The sequence below is a fragment of the Pontibacter sp. HJ8 genome (assembly GCF_054824225.1).
The window spans coordinates 1-5516 of the sequence record NZ_JSYF01000414.1; the positions used below are offsets into that span (position 1 = coordinate 1).

Here is a 5516-nt window from a genome sequence, read left to right on the forward strand (position 1 = left end):
TACCTATACCTATACCTATACCTATACCTTGCAGGCCTTGCTGCTGCCGGCTAGGGGATCACCGCTAAGCACAGACAGGCTGACCCGGCAAGTGCCAGATCAGCCTGTTGGTGTGGTATCAGGTATAGCGCTGCTAGCGTACGATGAAGCGTCCGCCGGCTACTTCTGTGTCTTTGATCACTTTGATAAAGTACAGCCCTTTTGCAAAACCTGAGGTGCTGAGGCGGTTAGAACCGCTTAGGTTATCCGCCGTCAGGACTGTTCTGCCCAAGGCATCCAGCACCTGCACCTGCGCATTGTGCACACTGCCCATTTCCAGTATCACAAAGCCTTCCGTTGCCAGAGTCGGGTATACCTTCACAAACTCATTCCCGATCGTTTCGCCGAGGCCGGCCACGTTCATGACGGCAGCTGTTTCGTTTCGGGTAGCCAGTACGGCGTTATCGCCAACTTTGAGCAGTTCCAGCTTATACCCATAGTTGACGGCATCCGTAAAGTTTGCCTTGAAATTAAGACGGGCATTGGTCAGGGCGAACCCGGCTTCCGGGCCATACAGGGCTATACCTTCCTGGTTGAACGCCAGTGGCTTGTATACCTGGCCTTCCTGAAACTGCATGGCTAGCTTACCGGCCTGCGCTTTGTTGTTCAGAGTTATCCGGATACGCACCGGCGTATCGGCAGCTACTTCGCCACGTGACAGGTTGATGGTAAAATCCGTGTCCGCCCCTTTGATGAGATTCGGGTTTTGGTTGAGCGTGCTCCCTATGCGGGCAGGGACTGTTTCTGCTACCGTCACCTCTTCGGTTACCGTGGCAATCACGTTGTTATCGCCGCGGAGCAGGTCGAACACATACTTGTAGGTACCCGGCTGCGCTATCTTGGTGCGCATATACACCTGCATGTCTTTCAGGGCGATGTTTGCGTTTGCAGCTCCCAGGATGGCAATACCATCTTCCCCAAACTCCGCTTTAACAAAGGTTGGAGTCTCTACATTGGTGTTATAGTGCACCTCAAAAAGATCGCGCTGGGCAGGCTGAAGCAGCCTCATTCTGACCTTTACCAGTTCACCGGATCTGTCACCGGCATCGATGAAGAGATCATACTCCTGGACCGCATTCACCTTGATGATCTCGATGATATCGAGTGTACTGTTAATGGTAGGCTCCTTTATTAACTGGGCCAGGGCAACATGATGGCTCATGACAGCCACCAGTACAACACATAATAAACGTAAATATGCTTTCATGTAATTATAGTTAATTTTGAATATGAACAATTGGAGTTACCGCAGATCGGCCAAAAATGTTTTATGAATTTTCATTATAAGTGGGTATCCGCCCGTAGCGGCTTCTTTATAAGAAACTTAATTTTTTTCAGCGGCCCGGCCAGTGCCGGCACTCCCCTTCCTTTCCGTATGCGGGCAGGCGGGTTTTCACATTCTGTAAACTTTTTTCTGGCCTCCAGGCAAGCAATTGTATGGCCATGTCGAGTATATTTGTAAGTTTGATAACCGTCACTCCCACACCACTTTCATATGAACAAACTTCACCAGATCATTCATGCCTACGGCCTGCGCAAGACCAAATGCCGCACCGATGTCCTGAGCCTGTTTTTGGCAAACAAGCACGCGCTGACACACGCCACCATCGAGCAACAGTTCGGCGACCTCTATGACCGTGTAACACTCTACCGCACGCTGCATTCGTTTGAGGAAAAGGGCCTGCTACATAGTATAAATGATGGCAGCGGTGCTGTGAAATATGCCCTGTGCAAAGAAGCCTGCAACCAGCACCAGCACCACGATAACCACATTCATTTTAGCTGCACTGCCTGCGGCCAGACTTTTTGTATCAACGAGGTGCATATACCTACGCTGCGCATGCCGGCCGGCTACCAGGTAAAGGAACTGCATTTTTCTGCGCAGGGCATTTGCAACAGTTGTTCCAGGGTCAGCTAAAAGCGTCCTTTTGAGGACGCCTGGGGAGTGCCGGTACAACCTGCTGTCTGTCTTACTCCGTAAATGCATACACATTAACCGGTTCATACCTCAACGCCATGCCTCCAGAAAAAATATCCGCTGCCCGGCAGTTTCGTCAACTAGCCTCCTCCCCCACTAAACTTCGGCTCTTTATGGCGGCCAAGCTGCCCATGGCGTACATGGCAGGCCTGCGGGTAAGTGCCATCTCCGAAGAGCGCGCTATCGTGACCATCTCTTACAAGTACCTGAACAAAAATCCTTTTAACTCCATTTATTTTGCCAGCCTGAGCATGGCCGCGGAGCTCTCTACGGGCCTGTTGTGTATGGCGCAAACCTACCAGGCCGATCCGGCTGTATCGATGCTTGTGGTGCACATGGAAGCCGACTTCACAAAGAAGGCAATTGGCAGGATCTCGTTTGTGTGCGAAGATGGCCAGCGCATAAAGGCTGCCGCTGACCAGACAAAAGCAACCGGTGAGGGGGTGACCGTGGTGGCCACCAGCACAGGTATGGATGAGAGCGGGGACAAGGTAGCAGAGTTCCGGTTTACCTGGTCGCTGAAGGCGAAGCGGAAGGTGGTTTAGTTTTTTGTTGCTCCTGTTACTGAAATCAATATAGATTTTCTTATATTTAAGAAAGGTCGATTCCGTTTATGCGCTACAGTTGGGGTATAGCAGGAAAAACTCCTTATATACTCTAGTTGGCCACAAGCAAAAGGAAGCATGCGCAAGAAAAAAATAATTTTGGGAGTAATCTTAACAATCCTCGGATTAATAGGAATTGCTTCGATACTCACTATGAATATTCCACTTCCTGCAGAGGCAGAGGCGATTTTAAAAGGTAAGTTTACTGACGAGCAAATTAAATTATTCACGTTGATTAACCCGACAATTATGTTGCTGGGTGCGGTAATTGTCGGTACAATTTTTTACCAAAAAGTAGATTTAAGAGTTCCGCTTATCGAAAAAATAGTTGGAATCGAGAACGGGGCTTTAAATCTTCCAGAAATTCTAAAATATGGAATTTCAGGAGGAGTTCTGGCAGGAATATTAGTAAGTTTTGCAGGACTTTTGTTCAATCCCATGCTGCCAACAGAATTTAAAGAATTAGGAGAATCATTACAGCCAACAATAGCAGCAAGGTTTTTATATGGAGGAATAACAGAGGAAATCCTGATGAGATTTGGCTTAATGACATTTGTTGTCTGGCTGTGTTCAAAGATATTTAGCGGAACAAAACCAATTGTTTATTCACTAGGCATTATTGTAGCTGCCATAATTTTTGCACTTGGCCATTTCCCCATTGCTTATCAAGCAGTTGGAAATCCGACACCAGGATTATTGACCTATATCCTAATTGGAAATTCAGTTGGCGGAATCATTTTCGGTTGGTTATATTGGAAGAAAGGATTAGAAAGCGGTTTTATTGCTCACATATTTGCTCATGTGATACTGCTTTTGGCTGGACCAATTTTAAATTAAAAAATACCAGTGGCTAATAGCGTGTATGTGGCAATAGCGCGTGAAGTGGTAAATCGAAGGTCAGTGCATTTATTAACTTTGTGCTGAGCTGAGCGGAGCACATATACGCTAACCGTTTCAAACATCTCATCCATCCACCATGAAGACCTACATTATTCTGCTGCGAGGTGTAATGCCAACCGGAAAAAACAAAGTGCCGATGGCACAGCTCCGGCAGGTTTTGAGTGACAACGGTTTCCCGGGTGTTCGGACCTGGATTCAGAGCGGGAACGTCGTTCTCCGGAGTGATTTATCTGCCAGGGAGCTGGAGGCGAGGGTCCACCAGTTGATAAAAGACCACATCGGGCCGGAACTGGCCGTTGTGGTCAGAACGAGCGACGAGCTGCAACAGGTGCTCGACCAGAACCCGTTTCAGAAAGAAGGCCATGATTTAGCGCGCGTGTTTTTTGTGTCCTTTCAGGAATCTCCGCCTGAGGAAAAGGTAAAGGCATTGCTGGCACAGGACTTTGGGCCGGAGAAACTCATCATCACACCTGCGGCAGCTTATATGTACATCCCGGGCACCTACGGCAAAGAAAAGCTCAGCAATAACTTTCTGGAAAGGAAGCTAGGCGTTGCTGCCACCATGCGGAATTTCAATACCATGACCAAAATGATTGCATTAGGTATGGAAGAATAAATGGTAGCGCTCCTATACCTTCAGCTCATGAAAAAAACTATACCTTTTAGCCTGCTGGCACTCCTGCTATACCTGGCAGCCGCCTGCTCCACACCGAAGCAGCGTGTGCCCGAACAGACGGCCTCCTATACCCCGGCGTCTCAGGAGCTCTATGACACCATCGCCCGAATGGACAGCGTGATGTTCGACGCCTTCAACAAGCAGGATCCGGATAAGCTGAAAGAAGTATTTTCGGAAGACCTGGAGTTCTACCACGATAAGGGCGGAGTCACAGATTATGCGCAAACCATGGAGAACTTCCGGACTTTGTTCGAACGAAACCGGGATACCGGCTTACGCAGAGACTTGGTGAAAGGTAGCCTGGAAGTGTACCCAATCGTCGGTTTTGGCGCTGTGGAGATATGCCTGCACCGGTTTTGCCACCAGGAAAACGGCCAGGACGATTGCGGCACTTTTAAAAACATCATGCTTTGGCAGCAAAAGGACGGGAAATGGAAAGTTACCCGCGTAATCAGTTATGACCATTAATATGCAATCAACCGCAGCAGCCCCCGAGCTATACCTGGCCCAACTCCCCGATGACAGGAAATCCATCATGACAGAGCTCAGAAACGTCATTCTCCGGAATCTGCCCGCAGGTTTTGAGGAAGTGATGAGCTACGGCATGATCGGCTATGTGGTGCCCCATACGCTATACCCGGCCGGCTACCACTGCGACCCCAAACTGCCCCTGCCTTTCCTGGGCATCGCCTCACAGAAGAACCACCTGGCTGTGTACCATATGGGCATCTATGCGGACGAAAACCTGTTAAACTGGTTCAGAAATGCGTATACCCGGCACAGCAAAACCAAGCTGGACATGGGCAAAAGCTGTATACGTTTCAAGAAGCCCGAGCATGTTCCGCTGCAGCTGATCGGGGTGCTGGCATCAAAGATGACGCCGCAGCAGTGGATAGACACCTACACCAGCCAATTCAAAAGATAATCTTTCCTATACCTTTTCTTGCTGCTGTGCTGGCTTACGTTTTCCTTAGGAAAGGAAGGATTTGTTCTCCGCTCCTCATTTTATTTTAGCTTTAATTTGCTGAAGTTTCTTCCCAGCCTATTCTTAACTCCTAATGAGAGATTCAGTTCTAGCATTTCTAATTAGTGTAACATGTACTCTGTTTTGCTTTTATCTGCATGTTTTGCCTTCGTCAAACAGCATGATAAACCTGAAAATGAACAACTCAGGTATAGCGAAACCCTTCATTTCCAACGAGTACCTAACTGTTGCAGTGACGTATCACAAAGAGCACCCTGCCTTTGCAAAACGTCCTTTAACTACCTTATTAACAGAAAGTCTGACTAGAGCAACAAACTTAAACACAGGGGAAGC

8 protein-coding genes are annotated in these 5516 nt (G+C 48.3%); 7 read left to right on the forward strand and 1 reads right to left on the reverse strand.

The genetic code is table 11. The features are described 5' to 3' along the window. Positions 1-214: hypothetical protein (locus OB13_RS16700; RefSeq protein ID WP_461491317.1), on the forward strand; the 214-nt coding region annotated here is incomplete at its 5' end. Here OB13_RS16700 and OB13_RS16705 read toward each other — a convergent pair. After that, positions 134-1246 carry a T9SS type A sorting domain-containing protein gene (locus OB13_RS16705; protein ID WP_461491318.1) on the reverse strand — a complete coding sequence of 371 codons (1113 nt, stop codon included), beginning with the start codon at positions 1244-1246 and terminating at the stop codon, positions 134-136. The genes OB13_RS16700 and OB13_RS16705 overlap by 81 nt on opposite strands. A gap of 288 nt (positions 1247-1534) precedes the next feature. Here OB13_RS16705 and OB13_RS16710 point away from each other — a divergent pair, with 288 nt between their 5' ends. From OB13_RS16710 to OB13_RS16735, 6 genes are all read left to right on the forward strand, one after another. Further along, on the forward strand, positions 1535-1957 hold the full coding sequence (locus tag OB13_RS16710; protein WP_461491319.1) for a Fur family transcriptional regulator: 423 nt from the start codon (positions 1535-1537) through the stop codon (positions 1955-1957). Positions 1958-2055: 98 nt separating this feature from the next. Further along, positions 2056-2562 carry a PaaI family thioesterase gene (locus OB13_RS16715; RefSeq protein WP_461491320.1) on the forward strand — a complete coding sequence of 169 codons (507 nt, stop codon included), beginning with the start codon at positions 2056-2058 and terminating at the stop codon, positions 2560-2562. Positions 2563-2700: 138 nt separating this feature from the next. Continuing rightward, positions 2701-3459, forward strand: coding sequence for a CPBP family intramembrane glutamic endopeptidase (locus OB13_RS16720; protein WP_461491321.1), 759 nt, complete (start codon positions 2701-2703; stop codon positions 3457-3459). A 139-nt stretch (positions 3460-3598) separates the two neighbouring features. Then, positions 3599-4138 (forward strand): DUF1697 domain-containing protein, encoded by a 540-nt coding sequence (locus OB13_RS16725; RefSeq protein WP_461491322.1) that lies wholly within the window; start codon positions 3599-3601, stop codon positions 4136-4138. A 27-nt stretch (positions 4139-4165) separates the two neighbouring features. Then, positions 4166-4666, forward strand: coding sequence for a nuclear transport factor 2 family protein (locus OB13_RS16730; RefSeq protein ID WP_461491323.1), 501 nt, complete (start codon positions 4166-4168; stop codon positions 4664-4666). 1 nt (position 4667) lies between these two features. Further along, positions 4668-5123, forward strand: a complete 456-nt coding sequence (locus OB13_RS16735) for a DUF1801 domain-containing protein (RefSeq protein WP_461491324.1) — start codon at positions 4668-4670, stop codon at positions 5121-5123. Positions 5124-5516 lie beyond the last annotated feature (393 nt).

Coding starts and splice junctions, on each gene's coding strand:
- OB13_RS16705 (WP_461491318.1), bottom strand. CDS start 1,246: ATGAAAGCATATTTACGTTTATTATGTGTTGTACTGGTGGCTGTCATG.
- OB13_RS16710 (WP_461491319.1), top strand. CDS start 1,535: ATGAACAAACTTCACCAGATCATTCATGCCTACGGCCTGCGCAAGACC.
- OB13_RS16715 (WP_461491320.1), top strand. CDS start 2,056: ATGCCTCCAGAAAAAATATCCGCTGCCCGGCAGTTTCGTCAACTAGCC.
- OB13_RS16720 (WP_461491321.1), top strand. CDS start 2,701: ATGCGCAAGAAAAAAATAATTTTGGGAGTAATCTTAACAATCCTCGGA.
- OB13_RS16725 (WP_461491322.1), top strand. CDS start 3,599: ATGAAGACCTACATTATTCTGCTGCGAGGTGTAATGCCAACCGGAAAA.
- OB13_RS16730 (WP_461491323.1), top strand. CDS start 4,166: ATGAAAAAAACTATACCTTTTAGCCTGCTGGCACTCCTGCTATACCTG.
- OB13_RS16735 (WP_461491324.1), top strand. CDS start 4,668: ATGCAATCAACCGCAGCAGCCCCCGAGCTATACCTGGCCCAACTCCCC.